The sequence below is a fragment of the Paraburkholderia sp. 32 genome, from assembly GCF_050435345.1.
In the GTDB taxonomy this organism is placed as follows: domain Bacteria; phylum Pseudomonadota; class Gammaproteobacteria; order Burkholderiales; family Burkholderiaceae; genus Paraburkholderia; species Paraburkholderia tuberum.
In genome coordinates this window covers 298,485-312,651 of record NZ_JBNDKD010000001.1, presented here as the reverse complement: position 1 = coordinate 312,651, position 14,167 = coordinate 298,485, and the positions used below count along the sequence as shown (strand labels likewise).

13 protein-coding genes are annotated in these 14,167 nt (G+C 65.2%); 11 read left to right on the top strand and 2 right to left on the bottom strand.

What is annotated here, in order from left to right; genetic code table 11:
* The first annotated feature begins 155 nt into the window (after nt 1-155).
* The 6 genes from OKW26_RS01470 (at nt 156) to OKW26_RS01445 (ending at nt 6,883) form a co-directional block, all read left to right on the top strand.
* Nucleotides 156-2,492, top strand: a complete 2,337-nt coding sequence (locus tag OKW26_RS01470; protein ID WP_429352434.1) for a DUF3141 domain-containing protein — start codon at nt 156-158, stop codon at nt 2,490-2,492.
* 109 nt (nt 2,493-2,601) lie between these two features.
* On the top strand, nt 2,602-3,591 hold the full coding sequence (locus tag OKW26_RS01465) for a phosphate acetyltransferase (RefSeq protein WP_184061869.1): 990 nt from the start codon (nt 2,602-2,604) through the stop codon (nt 3,589-3,591).
* Nucleotides 3,592-3,595: 4 nt separating this feature from the next.
* Nucleotides 3,596-4,771: an acetate/propionate family kinase gene (locus OKW26_RS01460; RefSeq protein WP_429352433.1), complete on the top strand. Its 1,176-nt coding sequence runs from the start codon at nt 3,596-3,598 to the stop codon at nt 4,769-4,771.
* A gap of 12 nt (nt 4,772-4,783) precedes the next feature.
* The gene (gene fabI / locus OKW26_RS01455; protein WP_184052100.1) at nt 4,784-5,566 is read left to right on the top strand and encodes an enoyl-ACP reductase FabI; all 783 of its coding nucleotides are present in this window, start codon (nt 4,784-4,786) and stop codon (nt 5,564-5,566) included.
* Nucleotides 5,567-5,586: 20 nt separating this feature from the next.
* Entirely contained in the window at nt 5,587-5,844 is a 258-nt protein-coding gene (locus OKW26_RS01450; protein WP_184061866.1) for an RNA-binding protein, read from the top strand.
* A gap of 19 nt (nt 5,845-5,863) precedes the next feature.
* Nucleotides 5,864-6,883, top strand: coding sequence for a hypothetical protein (locus OKW26_RS01445; RefSeq protein ID WP_429352432.1), 1,020 nt, complete (start codon nt 5,864-5,866; stop codon nt 6,881-6,883).
* Nucleotides 6,884-6,898: 15 nt separating this feature from the next.
* Here the strand turns inward: OKW26_RS01445 and OKW26_RS01440 are convergent, their stop codons facing one another.
* Both OKW26_RS01440 and OKW26_RS01435 read right to left on the bottom strand, forming a co-directional pair.
* Nucleotides 6,899-7,486, bottom strand: a complete 588-nt coding sequence (locus OKW26_RS01440; protein WP_429352431.1) for a hypothetical protein — start codon at nt 7,484-7,486, stop codon at nt 6,899-6,901.
* 18 nt (nt 7,487-7,504) lie between these two features.
* Nucleotides 7,505-7,978, bottom strand: a complete 474-nt coding sequence (locus tag OKW26_RS01435) for a glycine zipper family protein (protein ID WP_018424548.1) — start codon at nt 7,976-7,978, stop codon at nt 7,505-7,507.
* Nucleotides 7,979-8,308: 330 nt separating this feature from the next.
* Between OKW26_RS01435 and OKW26_RS01430 the strand changes: the two genes are divergently transcribed.
* The 5 genes from OKW26_RS01430 (at nt 8,309) to OKW26_RS01410 (ending at nt 14,037) form a co-directional block, all read left to right on the top strand.
* Nucleotides 8,309-9,781: a DUF3300 domain-containing protein gene (locus tag OKW26_RS01430; protein ID WP_429352430.1), complete on the top strand. Its 1,473-nt coding sequence runs from the start codon at nt 8,309-8,311 to the stop codon at nt 9,779-9,781.
* A 9-nt stretch (nt 9,782-9,790) separates the two neighbouring features.
* Nucleotides 9,791-10,750, top strand: coding sequence for a DUF2950 domain-containing protein (locus OKW26_RS01425; RefSeq protein WP_429352429.1), 960 nt, complete (start codon nt 9,791-9,793; stop codon nt 10,748-10,750).
* Between the two features lie 82 nt (nt 10,751-10,832).
* The gene (locus tag OKW26_RS01420) at nt 10,833-12,584 is read left to right on the top strand and encodes a SulP family inorganic anion transporter (RefSeq protein ID WP_429352428.1); all 1,752 of its coding nucleotides are present in this window, start codon (nt 10,833-10,835) and stop codon (nt 12,582-12,584) included.
* A 16-nt stretch (nt 12,585-12,600) separates the two neighbouring features.
* Nucleotides 12,601-13,029: an RT0821/Lpp0805 family surface protein gene (locus OKW26_RS01415; RefSeq protein WP_429352427.1), complete on the top strand. Its 429-nt coding sequence runs from the start codon at nt 12,601-12,603 to the stop codon at nt 13,027-13,029.
* Between the two features lie 135 nt (nt 13,030-13,164).
* Nucleotides 13,165-14,037: a VOC family protein gene (locus OKW26_RS01410; protein WP_429352426.1), complete on the top strand. Its 873-nt coding sequence runs from the start codon at nt 13,165-13,167 to the stop codon at nt 14,035-14,037.
* Nucleotides 14,038-14,167 lie beyond the last annotated feature (130 nt).

Here is a 14,167-nt window from a genome sequence, read left to right as displayed (position 1 = left end):
CACGCGCCGCGCCCGAACCCGTGCGCTGCACCGGGTCGCGCGCATAATAAGACCTTGGTCCGATTGCTAGAGCTCTGGGCCAACTCCACGATTCAATCAATGCACGGCGCGTGCCTCGGCACCGATCGTGACGCGCACCTTTCAGGAGTCTTCCGATGGACGCTGAAACGCTGTTGTCACAAAGCCAGGACATTGCCTCAAAAATCACCCACGTGCTGCAGAAGCGCACGCAAATCGCCCAGCGGCATCTGAATGAACGGGTCACCGAAACGCTGGGGCTCGATCACGATGGCGCCCCGACCGCAAGCGCGATGCCCGCGCCATTCGATCCGCTCAGTGCGTGGCAATACACGGTAGATGCCGCGCAGCGCTCGCTGCTGTTCTGGGACACGCTGTACCGGCGCGGCAACGAGTTCGTCGAACGCAGCGTCAGCGGTCCCGCGCCGGTGCTGCATTTCGAGTACGACATGGTGCTGGACGGCCGCAAGTTCGAACGGCCGGTCAACTATGCGCTGCTGCAACTTCGTCCGCTCGAAGGCGTGGGCGTGGACGTGCGCAAACGCCCGTATCTGATCATCGATCCGCGCGCGGGGCACGGCCCCGGCATTGGCGGCTTCAAGGACGATTCGCAGGCGGGCATCGCGCTGCGCGCGGGCTATCCCGTCTACTTCGTGGTGTTCTTTCGCGACCCCGAGCCCGGTCAGACCCTGCTCGACGTGTGCAACGCCGAGCAGCTATTCGTGCGCAAGGTGCGCGCGCTGCATCCCGACAGTCCGAAGCCCGCGATCATCGGCAATTGCCAGGGCGGCTGGGCGGCGATGATGCTCGCCAGCTCCGACCCCGAGGAGACCGGCCCGATCGTCATCAACGGTGCGCCGATGTCGTACTGGAGCGCGGCCTGGAGCGAAGGCGAGGGCGACAACCCGATGCGTTACGCGGGCGGCATGCTGGGCGGCGCGTGGCTCGCGTCGTACGCGGCGGATCTTGGCAACGGCAAGTTCGACGGCGCGTATCTGGTGGAGAACTTCGAGAACCTGAATCCCGCCAACACGTTCTGGGACAAGTACTACCACCTGTTCTCGAACGTCGATACCGAGCCGCCGCGCTTTCTGGAATTCGAGCGCTGGTGGGGCAGCTACTACCTGATGAATCGCGAGGAGATCGAATGGATCACGCGCAACCTGTTCGTCGGCAACAAGCTGTGGTCGGGCGGAGTGACGAACAGCAGCGGCCAGGCTTTCGATCTGCGTGAAATCCGCTCGCCGATCATCCTGTTCGCGTCGATGGGGGACAACATCACGCCGCCTCAACAGGCGTTCAACTGGGTGGCGGACCTTTACGGCAGCACCGAGGAGATCAAGGCGCGCGGCCAGGTGATCGTCGGTCTGACGCACCAGAACATCGGGCATCTGGGCATTTTCGTGTCCGGGAAAGTCGCGAAGAAGGAGCACAAACAGATCATGTCCGTGCTCGAGACCATCGAAACCTTCCCGCCGGGACTCTACGGCATGACCATCAACGAGGCCAGCAACGCGGCCGGGGAGATCGAATACGAAGTCGAATTTCATGAGCGGCGGCTCGAGGAGATAGCCGCGCGTCTGAACCGCTTCGGCCGCATCGACGAAAAGCCGTTCGAAGCAGTCGCCGCGGTGTCCAATCTGAATCAGCGCATGTATGAACTGCTCGCGCAGCCGTTCGTGCGGGCGATGTCGAACGAAACGAGCGCCCGCCTGCTGCGCCAGTTTCATCCGCTGCGCTGGCAGCGCTGGGCCGTGTCCGCGATGAACCCGTGGCTTGGCTGGCTGCCGGCGGCCGCGCAGTCGGTTCGTGAGAATCGCCAGCGGGCCGCCGCCGATAACCCGTGGAGCAAGCTCGAACACAACGGCTCGCAAATGTTCAGCGCGTCGCTGGACTATTACCGCGCGATGCGCGACGCGGGGACCGAGGCCAGCTTCTTCAGCGTGTACGCGAATCTGTATGCGACATATCTGAGCAAGCCGACCGCCGATGGCGTGGCCGCGCAAGCCGGCGCGATCGATCCGCGCGAGCTGCCGTTCGTGCGCACGGCGTTGCAGGCGATCGGCGACGGCGGCTACACGGAGGCACTCGCGCGCGCGGCCTATCTGTTGTCGCGCAAGGGCGGGTCATTACCGCTCGCGCGCCTGGAGATGCGCAAGGAGATCGCCGAAAGTTACGCGGAGTACCTGCCCGACATCAGCCCCGATCACTGGCGGCGGATCCGGGGCGAGCAGGAAATCATCGTCAGCTTCGAACCGGACGAGTCGATAGCCACGCTGCCGAAGCTGCTTTCCCACAGCGAGGACCGCGAGCGCTTTCTACAACTGCTCGACAAGCTGGCGAGCGACGAGCGCGTGTTGAACACCGCGCCCGACGCCGCGCAAAAGGAGGCGTTCGAACGCATCCGCGCGGTGCTGGGTTCGGGCGTGAGCCGCAAGCGCAACGCACGTTTGCCGGACCCCACTCGCACGTGAGCAACCGGCGCGATGCGCGGCAGGACGCAAGCGTGACGGAACCGTGTGCACGGCGCCCGTGTGCACGGCGCCCGTGTGCACGGCTCCCGTGTGCACGGCTCCCGTCAGCATGGCGTGCCACGCGTCACGAATCCAACGCACCGTACACACGAGGAATACGCCGATGGAAAAGCACGCGAAGTATCAGCGTCTGATCGATTTCTGCCGGACGCTGCCGGCGATGCCGACAGCGGTCGCGCATCCGTGCGACCAGAGTTCGCTCAATGGCGCGGTCGAAGCAGCCGGGATGGGACTGATCGCGCCGCTGCTGGTCGGGCCGCGCGCGCGCATCGAAGCGATTGCCGCCGAACACGGCATCGACATTTCGAACTTCACGATCGTCGATGCGCCGCATAGCCATGCCGCCGCGGCGGCAGCCGTGCAACTGGTGCGCGAAGGCAAGGCGGAGGCCCTGATGAAAGGCAGCCTGCATACGGACGAGCTGATGGCCGAGGTGATTCGCCGTGACACCGGCCTGCGCACCGAGCGGCGCATCAGCCATTGCTTCGTGATGGACGTGCCCGGGTACGAGAACGCGCTGATCATCACCGACGCCGCGATCAACATCTTGCCGACGCTCGAAGAGAAGGTCGACATCCTGCAGAACGCGATCGATCTCGGGCACGCGCTGAAACTTGACGAGGTCCGCGTGGCGATCCTGTCCGCGACCGAGAGCGTCAATCCGAAAATTCCATCGACGGTGGAAGCGGCGGCGCTGTGCAAGATGGTGGACCGCGGGCAGATCACCGGCGGGCTCGTCGACGGTCCGCTCGCACTCGACAACGCGATCAGCATTGAAGCCATGCGCATCAAGCAGATCGAGTCGCGGGTGGCCGGTCGCGCCAATGTATTGATGGTGCCGGACCTCGAAGCGGGCAACATGCTCGCGAAAAGCCTGTCGTTTCTCGCCGGCGCGGACGCGGCGGGCATCGTGCTCGGCGCGCGCGTGCCGATCATTCTGACGAGCCGCGCGGATTCTCTGTCGACGCGTCTCGCGTCGTGCGCGGTCGCCGCGTTGGTGGCCAAGGCACGGCGCGAGGCCGGCAAGGTGGTCGGGTGACGTCATGGCGGATGTGATCCTCGTATTGAACGCAGGTTCGTCGAGCCTCAAGTTCAGCGCCTTCGACGCGCAACAAGCGCAACTCGAGCTCATTTTGCGCGGTCAGATCGAAGCGCTCTACACGAGCCCGCGTTTTCGCGTGACGGATCGCGACGGTAATGCCAGCTCGCACGAATGGGGCGATGGCCATCGGCTCGGCCATCAGGGCGCGATCGAATATCTGGGCGGTTTTTTGCGCGACCACGGCGGCGGCAATCAACTGAAGGCGGTCGGGCATCGCGTCGTGCACGGCGGGCAGCGCTTTGCCGGCCCCGTCCTCGCGACTTCCGAGGTGATCGATCAGCTGGACAGCCTGAGCCCGCTCGCGCCGCTGCATCAGCCGCATAACCTGACCCCGATCCGCATCCTCGCGCAGCTGCGTCCCGACCTTCCACAGGTCGCGTGTTTCGACACCACGTTTCATCGCACGCAGACCGAGACCGCGCAGGCCTATGCGCTGCCCCCCTCGATTACCGACCACGGCGTGCGGCGCTACGGTTTTCACGGGCTCTCGTACGAATACATCGCGAGCGTGCTGCCGGAGATCGCGCCGGCCGCGGCGGCGGGGCGCACCGTCGTCGCGCATCTGGGCAACGGCGCGAGCATGTGCGCGATGGTCGCGGGCAAGAGCGTGGCGAGCACGATGGGCTTCACGGCGGTGGAAGGCCTGCCGATGGGCACGCGTTGCGGCAGCCTCGACCCCGGCGTGATGCTCTATCTGCTCGACGAGCTGAAGATGGATACGCAGTCGATCGCGGACCTCATTTACAAGGGCTCGGGGTTGCTCGGCATGTCGGGCATCTCGGGCGACATGCGCGTGCTGCTCGACAGCGACGACCCGCGTGCCCGCTTTGCGATCGACGTCTACGCCTACCGGATCGGGCGCGAACTCGGCAGTCTCGCCGCGGCGATGCAAGGTCTCGACGCACTGGTGCTGACGGCCGGCATCGGCGAGCACGCCGTCGCAATCCGCGAGCGCATCGTGCGCGATGCCGCGTGGCTCGGCGCCGAACTCGACGAAGCGGCCAATCGGGCGGGCGGCCCGCTGATCACCCGCGCCTCGAGCAGGCTGCCGGTCTGGGTCGTGCCCACCAACGAGGAACTGATGATCGCCCGCCATACGCGCGCTGTCGCCCCATAGAGGAGTTTCACCATGTCCGTCGAGCAACCGAGTTTGATTCTGCGAGGAGCGAAGGCCCTCGTGACCGGCGTCGCCAACGAGCATTCGATTGCATACGGATGCGCGAAGGCGTTTCACGACCTCGGCGCGAGCGTCGCGCTCACCTATGCGAACGACAAGGCGCTTCCTTATGTGGAACCGATAGCCAAAGCACTCGACGCCGAGATCTTCATGCCGCTCGACGTAACGGGCGAGGATGAAATGGAGGCCGTGTTCGACCGGATCGAGAAGACATGGGGAAGCCTCGATATTCTCGTTCACGCCGTTGCATGGGCGCCGAAAGCGGATCTGCAGGGCGGCTTGCTGCAATCGTCGCGCGAGGGCTTCCTGAGCGCGATGGACATCTCCTGCCATTCGTTCGTGCGGATGGCGCGCCTCGCCGCGCCGCTAATGAAAGACGGCGGCACCATGCTGACGATGAGCTACTACGGTGCGAACAAGGTCGTGCCGAACTACAACCTGATGGGCCCCGTCAAGGCGGCGCTCGAAGCCTGCGCGCGCTATCTGGCGTTCGAGCTGGGACCGAAGGGCATCCGCGTGCACGCGATTTCTCCCGGGCCGCTGCAGACCCGCGCCGCTTCGGGCCTGAAGGATTTCGAGCTGCTGCTCAACGAAGCGGTGCAGCGCGCGCCGCTCGGCGAACTCGTCGACATCATGGACGTCGGCTATACCTGTGCGTTTCTGGCCACGCCGTATGCCCGGCGGGTGTCCGGTTCCACCTTGTATATCGACGGCGGATTGAACATCGTCGCATAGGATCTGGAGGAGTAAGCATCATGGCTGAACTGTTTCTTGGAAACGTCGAGGAAAGCGTCTCCGACGAAGAGATCGGCGAGTTCCTGATTCGCTACGGGTTCCCGCGCTTCAGCTCGATCCAGCGGGTGCACGGCACGGGCTCGCGGCCAGGCGCGGTGGTCGTCTTCGACGACGTGTCCGCGGACGGGCTGCGCATACTGCAAAGCCGCGTCCATAACCTGTTCTGGAAGAACCACACGATCGTCGCGCAGCTGCTGCCGGAGCGCGACGAATCGTGACGGGCGACGGGAGCCGGGCATGGGTCTGCTGTCGCGGTGGCTGACCAGGCGCAACGCTTCCGAAGAGAGCGACGATCAGCAGACGAAGGAAATCGTCGAGCGGATCGTCGGGCTCTGTCCGTCGTTGCGGCTCGCGCGCAACTATGCGTCGCGCCTGCGGCCCGCCGTGCAACACACGACCGCCTATCTGCTCCGGCTCGCCGATGAAGTGCCGCCGACGCGCGAAGCGAACGCGGCGGCGTGGGCGACAGACCCGTATATCCACGCCTTTTTCGCCACACCCGACGACGTTTGCCCGGTCTTCAACCGCTCACACGAGCTGAACACGTTCTTCAGCGACCATCCCGCTGCCGATCAGGTATTCGCGGTGCTCGGCATGGCCATGGACGAGCGGCGTATTTTCGGCGTCGGGCAACACGGCGAAACGACGCAAACCGATCTCGCGCAGACGACCATCAACTTCAGCGATCACCAGGTGCGCGTGTGCGAAGAATCCGAAGCCGCGTTGCGGCGCCAAATCGTGTTGCGGATCGTCGATCAGCTCGTGCTCGAAGCCCTCGGCAAGATCGAGGCCGACACCTCGCGGCAGGACGAATTGCAACGCGAAAGGGCGCTGCTGAAAACGCGCCTGACGATTCTCGAACGGCAAGGGGCGGGCGTGCGCTCGCTGCTTGGTAGCGACGCGACGTCGAATTACGCGGAAGTGGCGAAGCTGCAGGCGCAGATCGAAGAGAACGATCAGGCTCTGGCGCAGTTGGGCCTGAAGACAGAGGCGCTGGAGCGGCATCTCGACGTGATGTGCGGTGTACTGGAGGCGCCGGATGCGCATTTCTACGTGCGCAAAAGCATCTACCGGCTCGACCGGATGAACGTCGTCCTGGGAGAGGGAGATACGCGGCCCGCGCACGAAATCGAGTTTCGCCTTGCGCGTCTGCCGGCGAGTCCCAATGCGATACGGGTGTTCTCGACGGTGCGTTTTCGACGCGCGGACTTTACGCCTCCCCTCAGCGGCCTCGCGCAAGCGCACCGCCTGATCTGACGCGAGCCATGCTCGCTATTTGCCGGCGACCGGCTCCACGGAGATGGCCACGGCCTCGGTATAGACCGCTTGGATCTGGTCGCCTTTTTTGATCCGCTTGAGCTGTTCGGGATCCTGCACGACCAGATCCACCGTATTGCCTTGCGGGCCTTTCAGCGTGACCGCGCCGCTCTGGTGATTGACCGCGATGACGTTAGCCATGATCGTGACTTCGCGCGAGGCCGAGCCGCCGGGTTTCGCGCCCGCCGGAGTGCGTTCGAGCGTCTGCGTTTCGTTGGCGGTCAGCGGCGCGTTGCCTTTTTTCAGCATGATGGTCAGAGCCTGCGAATACTCGGCCTTGACCACGTCGCCGACCTTGATCTGATCGAAGTTGCGCGCTTCCTCGCCGACCACGACCTGCACGACCTTGCCCTTCGGGTCCTTGAGCAAGACGGTGCGCGTTGCCGGCTCGATGCCGACGACCGTCGCGGTCGTTTTGACCGTGCCCGACACGGTGACTTTGCCGGGCTCGCTCTTGACCGTGACGGGTGCCTCCGTCTGAGCGAACCCCGTATTCGCGAGACACACGAGCGCCGCCGCGATGATCAGTTTGTGGTTAATCATTCTGCTCTCCTTGCGCGATCAATTGACCGTGTAACCCCGCCCCGACATGCAGGCGGCGAAAGCGCGATTGAACGTGTCCATCGAGCCCTGCGTTTGCGACTGCGATTGTGCCGCGGCCGCGCGCCGGTTCTGCCGCGCGCGCGACCCGCCGACCATCGTGCCGGTCGCCGCGCCGATCGCCGCGCCCTTGCCGGCGTCGCCCGCAATCGCGCCGATGATCGCGCCGCCGGCCGCGCCGCGCGCGGCGCCCTGCACGCGCTCGCCGCCTCCCACCGCGGGGCCGGAAGGCGGGGGCGGGGCATTGGCGACCATGGTCGGGTCGATGCCGGTATTGCTCTTCGCCCACGAATAGCAGGCGCCTTCGTCCTGCTGCTGTTGCTGCGGGCTTTGCCCTCTGGCCGGATAGGCAATCGGCCTCGATTGCGCCAGGCCTTCCAGCGATAGCGACGCGCTCAACGCGGCGATCACGGCATATTTCGTAGACTTGTTCACGACAGCTCCTTGCGTGGGCACACGCGGGTGCGAGTCGCCGGCTTCCTGTTTGCTCAGGCGTGAGGGCGCAACCGGCACCCGTGAATGGGAATTCTGGTGGGACCGGTTGCCGCGCGGTGGATGCGCAGCAATGGCAGGTTCGCGTTCATCATGGTGTCGCGGGCCTGTCGCGCGCAATCGGACCAAGGTCGTATTTGCAATTTCGTCCATGGTTTCCAAACTGTATTCATGCGACAGGTGCAGGTCGTTTTCATTGCTTCGGACAACTGTCTGTCAAAGATCATGGCCATGCCGCCCGGGGCCGCTGACGAAGCGCAAGGGGAAGCATCGATGGACCGCGATTCGCGTGCTCATACACGCATCATCCCGTTTGCAACGGCGCTCGACGACGAGGCGAAGCGCGCGCGACGCATCAGCCATGTACTGGGCGCCGCGCTTCTGGCGTGCTGCGGCGCGTTCTCCACTGCGGTGTCGCTGGCGCAGGCGCCGGCCGCGAACGCCCCGGCGAACGCGGCCCCGAACGCACCCGTTTCCGCGGCGACGCTCGACAAGCTCGTCGGACCGATCGCGCTATATCCGGACGATCTGATCGCGATCATTCTTCCTGCCTCAACCTATCCCGTCGAAATCGTGCAGGCCGATCGCTTTCTCGACCAGTACAAAAACAACAAGTCGCTGAAGCTCAACGACGCGTGGCACGATCCGGTGAAGGCGCTGCTGAATTACCCCGACATCGTCAAGAACATGAGCACCGATCTCGACTGGACGATCGATCTCGGCGAGGCCGTCGTTGCCGATCAGGGCTCGGTGCTCGAAGCGATTCAGCGCTTCCGGCGGCAAACGCAGTCGGCGGGGCATCTGAAATCCGACGACAAGCAGGTCGTGGTCGTCGAGAAGGAAGTGATCAAGATCCAGCCGGCCGATCCGCAGGTGATCTACGTGCCGCAGTACAACCCACAGACCATCGTGGTGGCCAGTGCGCCCGTGACCTACGCCTACGCGCCCACGCCCTATCCGGCCTACTACTATCCGTACGCGCCCGGCGCCGCGCTCGCGACGGGGCTGATCTGGGGCGCGGCGATTACCGCCGCCTGGAACGGCGGGCACTATGAAACGCATTACGGAGGCGGCGGCAACAACAACATCAACATCAACCGCGAAAGAAACGTCGAGCGCGGCGATAGAAACGTCGAGCGCGGCGATAGGAACGTCGAGCGCGGCAATATCAACACGGGCGACATCAACCGCGGCGGCGGTCGCGGGCAGGGAGGGGGCACCTCCGCGTGGACCTCGGACAAGAAGCCGGGCCAGGTCAGCGGTATCTCGGATCGCTCGGCGCGCACGCAACGGGTCGGCGATCCGCCGTCGCGCGGCGGCGGCGCGGGTGCAGGCGCGGGCGCGGGCGGTGGGTTGGCGGGCGGCAACCGCGGCGGCGCGGGCGGCGGCGCAAACTATGCAGGTGGCGGCGCGGGTGGCGGCGCCGGCGCAAACTTCGCGGGCGGCGGTGCTGGCGCGCAAGGGCGGCCGCAGCCGTCCCAGCGTCCGACGGCGTCGGCGGGCACACGCGAGGTGAGTCAGCGCGCGTCGCCTGGGGGCGGCGGCGATGCGTTCAGCGGCTACGGCTCGGCGCGCGACGCGCAAGCCAACAGCGCGCGCGGCGCGGCGAGCCGCCAATCGACGCGTGGCGGCGGAAATTCCGGTGGCGGTGGGTTCTCCGGCGGTGGCGGCCGTGGCGGTGGCGGTGGTGGATTCTCGGCGCGGCCCAGCGGTGGCGGTGGCGGCCGCGGCGGCGGACGGCGATAAGGAGCAGCCATGAGCGGACAAAGCATCACCGGAAAGCGCCCACGCGACGATTCGCGGCGACGTGTGGCCACATCGCGTCGGCTGTGCGCGATGGTGCTCGCGCTGTCGATTCCGTTGGCCGCGCTCGCCGCGGGGCAGCGCACTTTCGCCACCCCGGAAGACGCGGTCGCCGCGCTGTCCAGCGCACTGAAGACCGACGACGAAGCGTCGCTCGTCGCGATCTTCGGCGAAGCGCACAAGAGCCTCGTGGTATCGCCGGATCAGGCGGAGAACGAGGCGAACTGGGCCAAGGCGAGCAAGGAGCTCGAGGCCTATCACGTGCTCGACGACAGGGGACCGAACCGGCGGATTCTGCTGGTCGGCGACGAGGCGTGGCCGATGCCGATACCGATCGTCAAAGAGGACGGCACCTGGCGCTTCGCCACCGAGCAGGGCGAAGAAGAACTGATCAATCGACGGATCGGCGCCAACGAACTCGAAGCGATCAAGGTGCTGCACGCTTATATCGGCGCGCAGCGTCAATACGCGTCGCGCGACCGCAACCACGACGGCCTGCTCGAATACGCGCAGAAGCTGGCCAGCACACCCGGCAAGCAGGACGGTCTCTACTGGCACACCGACGAAAACAGCGACGAAGAAGAGAGTCCGTTCGGCCCGCTCGTCGCCGCGAGTTCCGAATATCTGAAAGGCCACGCGGCGGGCGATCCTTACCGGGGCTACCATTTCCACATCCTGACGCGGCAGGGCAAGAACGCGCCGGGCGGCGCGTTCAGCTACGTGATCAACGGCCACATGATCGCGGGTTTCGCGATGGTCGCTTATCCGGCGCGGTACGGCACGAGCGGCGTGATGACCTTCGTGGTCAGTAACAACGGCGTCATCTACCAGAAGGACCGTGGCGCGCACGCGCCGCCTGTGACCGAGTTCAATCCGGATCACACGTGGCAGCGCGTCAAGGATTCGCTCTGAGCCGCTCCGGGTTGGCTGAGGCGATGGCCGCACAGCGCGCCCGTGCTTCCGTCAGGTCCGCTTCCGTACTCGAGGCGCTACGTTGAACCATCCACAGAGCGTCACCGGCCGCGCGTCTTCCACGCCACCCGCGCGCGGGTGGCGCTGCGCGTTTCCTCCCGCGCAGTGGCTGCGAAGCTATCAGCCTCGATGGCTCGCGAAGGACGCGGTCGCCGGCGTGACGCTCGCGGCTTATGGCATTCCGGTATCGCTCGCCTATGCGTCGCTCGCCGGCTTGCCGCCGCAATACGGCATCTACGGCTATCTGGTCGGCGGCCTCTGTTATGCGCTATTCGGCTCGTCGCGCCAGCTCGCGATCGGCCCGACCTCGGCGATCTCGATGCTCGTCGGCGTGACGCTCGTGCCGATGGCCGGGGGCGACCCGTCGCGCTGGGCTTCGATCGCGGCGCTCACGTCCGTGCTGATCGCGTGCATGTGCGTGATCGGCTGGCTGCTGCGCTTGAGTTCGCTCGTCAGCTTCATCAGCGAGACGATCCTGCTCGGCTTCAAGGCGGGCGCCGCGCTGACGATCGCGATGACCCAGCTGCCGAAGCTGTTCGGGGTGAAAGGCGGCGGCGAATTCTTCTTCGAACGGATCGCCGTGCTGTGGGGGCAGCTTCCGCTGACCAACCTCGGCGTGCTCGGTTTCGGCCTCGTTTGCATCGCGTTGCTGCTGCTCGGCGAAAAGTTTTTGCCGGGGCGTCCGGTGGCGCTCGCCGTCGTCGCTGCCTCGATCGTCGTGTTGTCCGTCACGCCGCTGGCCAGCCGCGGCTTCACGCTGGTGGGCGCGCTGCCTCAAGGCTTGCCTGAATTCCGTCTGCCCGGGCTGCGGCTGCGCGATGTCGACGGCATCGTTCCGCTGGCGTTCGCGTGCCTGTTGCTGGCATACGTCGAGAGCGTTTCGGCCGCGCGCGCGCTCGCGCAGGCACATGGTTACGAGATCGACGCCCGCCAGGAATTGCTGGGTCTCGGAGCGGCCAATCTGGCCGCGGGATTGTTCCAGGCCTTCCCGGTCGCGGGCGGACTTTCGCAATCGTCGGTGAACGACAAGGCCGGCGCGAAAAGCGCGCTTGCGCTGGTATTCGCGTCGCTGGCGATCGGCTTCTGTCTGATGTTCCTCACCGGACTGCTCGCGAATCTGCCCAACGTCGTGCTGGCGGCGATCGTGCTCGTGGCCGTGACGGGCCTCGTCGACGTCGGCGAACTGCGTCATGTGTGGCGCGTGAGCCGCTTCGAATTCGCGATTTCGATGGTGGCGTTCGCGGCGGTGCTGTTGTTGGGCATCCTGAAGGGCGTCATCGTCGCGGTGCTCGTGTCGATGCTGCTGATCATCCACCGCGCCGCGCATCCGCATGTCGCGATGCTCGGGCGTATTCCCGGCACGCGCTATTTCTCGGATCTCGAACGTCATGCCGAGAACGAGACGATTGCGCATGTGCTGGCGGTGCGTGTCGAGGCGTCGTTGCTGTACTTCAACGTCGAGCACGTGCGCGAGACGATCTGGCGCATGATCCACGCCGCACCCGAACCGGTCCGGCTCGTGATTTGCGATCTGTCCGCATCGGCGGTCGTCGATCTGGCGGGCGCGCGCATGCTCGAAGCGATGCACGGCGCGCTGGAGGCCGCGGGCGCCGCGATGAAGGTCGTCGGCGCGCACGCGGACGTGCGCGACATGCTGCGCGCCGAGGGGCTCGAAGTTCGTGTCGGCCACATCGGCCGACGCGGCTCGGTGGCCGACGTCGTCGACGCATTCCAGCAAAACGGCGATTTCGCGGACGACGCGAATCGCGGATGAACTCGAGGAGAAACCCATGTCACGTCAATTTCGTCCTGGCGCGGGCGCGCCCGCACTCGACGCCGCGTACGCCCACACGATCACGCAGTGGCTTGCGGCAGCGGTGCTGCTCGCCAGCCCCATGTTGTGTTACGCAGCGAACCTGAACTTTCTGAAAGACACGCCCGTTACTTACATGCGCGAGGCCGACCGTAAAGCGCTCAACGACGCGGCGCAAAAGGCGCTCGATACAAAAAAGGATGGCGAATCGTACGAGTGGAGCAATGCGGGCACCGGCAATTCCGTTTCGATCAAGGGCACGGTGACGCCGCAGGACACGACGAAGGACGGCGATCGAACCTGCCGGACCGCGACGCTGACCGCGGTCGCGAAAGGACAGACCCAAACGTGGACGCCGATCGTCTGCAAAACCGGCAATGGGCCGTGGAAGATTCTGAAGCAATAAACGCATGCGTGTCGCTTCGTACGCCTCCGAACATGGCGGCGCCGCCGCGCCGCCCGAGCTGCACGAGCACGTACCATTTGCCCTGTTGATGCATAATTTGTCCAGCGTTTCGCGGCTCATGCACAAGGCAAACACATGGAACACTCTTACGCTAACGACGATACCGGCAATCTGGTCCTGCTCGAACACGTCAACCTGAAAATCCCCAACCAGATTCTCGCGACCGCCTTCTACGTCACCGGCCTTGGGCTCACGCGCGATCCGTTCGTGATGACCGGGGTCGAGAATATGTGGATCAACGTCGGCCGGTCGCAGATTCACTTGCCGCACGGGGCGGCGCAACGTCTGCGCGGCAGTGTCGGTCTCGTGGTCGGCGAGCTCGAAGCGCTGGTGAGGCGGCTGCGCTCGGTCGAACCGCTGCTCGCCGGCACCGCGTTCGGCTGGACGGAGCGCGCAGGCAGTGTCGAAGTGACGTGTCCGTGGGGCAACCGCTACGAGTGCCTCGATCCTCTCCATCGATCCGCACCGGCTCCGTGGTCGGACATCGATCTGGGTATCGCGTTCGTGAAGATGGATGTGCCGGTCGGCAGCGCGTTGCCTATCGCGCGCTTCTACCGCGATATGTTCGATGCGAGCGTCGACATCGAAGAGAAGCATGGATTGCACCGCGCGGTGATCGATATCGGCACGCATCAGCAACTGCTGTACGCGGAAACGACCCAGCCCATTCCTGAATACGACGGACACCACATCGCCATTTACACCGCTGCTTTTTCGGGGCCGTTCGCGCGGCTCGCCGAAAAAGGTCTGGTATATGGAGAAGAGCCGCATCAATACCGGTTTGCCGACCTGCTCGATCTGTCATCCGGAGAGCGTTGCTTCCGGCTCGAACACGAAGTACGGAGCCTGCATCACCCACTTTACGCGCGCCCGCTGGTGAACCGGAATCCAGAACAGACCAACCGGAACTATCAGCAGGGGGCCGATTCGCGCGGCGGCCGGTTCTGATCAGCTCAACGAGCGGCGGCAACGCGAAGCGACCCAGGTGAAAACGCCACGACCAGGGCGGCGGTCAGCGACCACAACGGTGCACGATGATCGCTCGCCACTCCTTAACGATTTAATCTAGAAAATCCAC